The organism is Paraglaciecola sp. 20A4 (assembly GCF_011378905.1).
Classification (GTDB): domain Bacteria; phylum Pseudomonadota; class Gammaproteobacteria; order Enterobacterales; family Alteromonadaceae; genus Paraglaciecola.
Genome location: NZ_WTPY01000073.1, coordinates 1 through 1,116, shown reverse-complemented (window position 1 = coordinate 1,116; position 1,116 = coordinate 1). Strand labels below are relative to the sequence as shown.

General features: G+C 38.3%; 1 protein-coding gene. It reads left to right on the top strand.

Annotated features, from left to right (window positions below; genetic code table 11):
* Positions 1-245 precede the first annotated feature (245 nt).
* A complete protein-coding gene (locus GQS54_RS22865) occupies positions 246-749 on the top strand; it encodes a prepilin-type N-terminal cleavage/methylation domain-containing protein (RefSeq protein ID WP_240920048.1) in 504 nt (167 codons plus the stop codon).
* Positions 750-1,116: the final 367 nt, after the last annotated feature.

The following is a 1,116-nucleotide window of genomic DNA, read 5'->3' as shown; positions in this document are numbered from 1 at the left end:
GTATGTGTGTGCAATTAGCGCAAAAAACCTAAACTCACTGGCGTAAAAGTTTTAAGTTGACCCTGACCCCAGTTTCACAGTTACCAGTTTTGAAATACATAAGTATGATATTTGATACATAAACTATATCGATAAATCTTTATAATGTTAGCTAAGAAATTGTATGTACAGCTTCTACAGGTAAATTATTCCTAAAGTGACATGGCACGTGGTGCATTACTTACTTTTATAACATGGTATTTGAAATGCGAAAAATACAGGGTGGCTTCACGCTTATTGAGTTGATTATTGTCATTGTTATTCTTGGCGTTCTTTCAGTGATAGCAGCTCCGAAATTAATAGATATATCTTCAGATGCGCGTATTGCGGAATTAAAAGCATTAAGCGGAAACATCAAAAGTGCCAGTAATTTAGTTTACGCTAAGGCGGTTATTCAAGGAAAACAAAACGAATCGCTAGGAAATGCCGGATCTATTGATATTGACGGTGATGGCACCGGGGATCTACTAATACATTACGGCTATCCTAATTCTGGTGACCCAAACGCTCTGTCAGAAATATTAAACATGGAAGACTACATGACGCATCGCACTGGTTACGGAACCCCTACACCTATCCTGCATGTTGCTAATTTAGAGGTGGCTGCCAACTACACTGCACTTCAAGCGTCAAATTGCTATCTCACTTATGCTAGAGCCGTTAGCATAGGGGCTTCTCCAACAATTATTCTAGTAACTAGTGGTTGTTGAAGGGGGTAAGCCCATACGTTGTTCCCTTAGGTAGAACCCATCTTTAAAAAAGTAGCAGCCTTACACACTGTTCTGAGTTTGAACAACATTTCTATCCCTAAAAATTTCGAATATCTGATTTTCATACTAAATAATGGGAATGCCAGCCTCACTATATGCTCATTGATTATGCTTCGATTAGGTATTTTCTTATTTTGGGTGTCTAAATAAAAAATACTGCCTATGAGAAAGCCTTTAGCACTAAAAAATGGCAGCGTTTGACAAGGTGAAACCTGAAAGCTATTCCTTCACTTGCAAGCATTTCAAGGTATGTAGTTAAACAATCGGTACAAGCTGAGAGAGTCTTAAGTAGGCCTGTCAGGTTTAT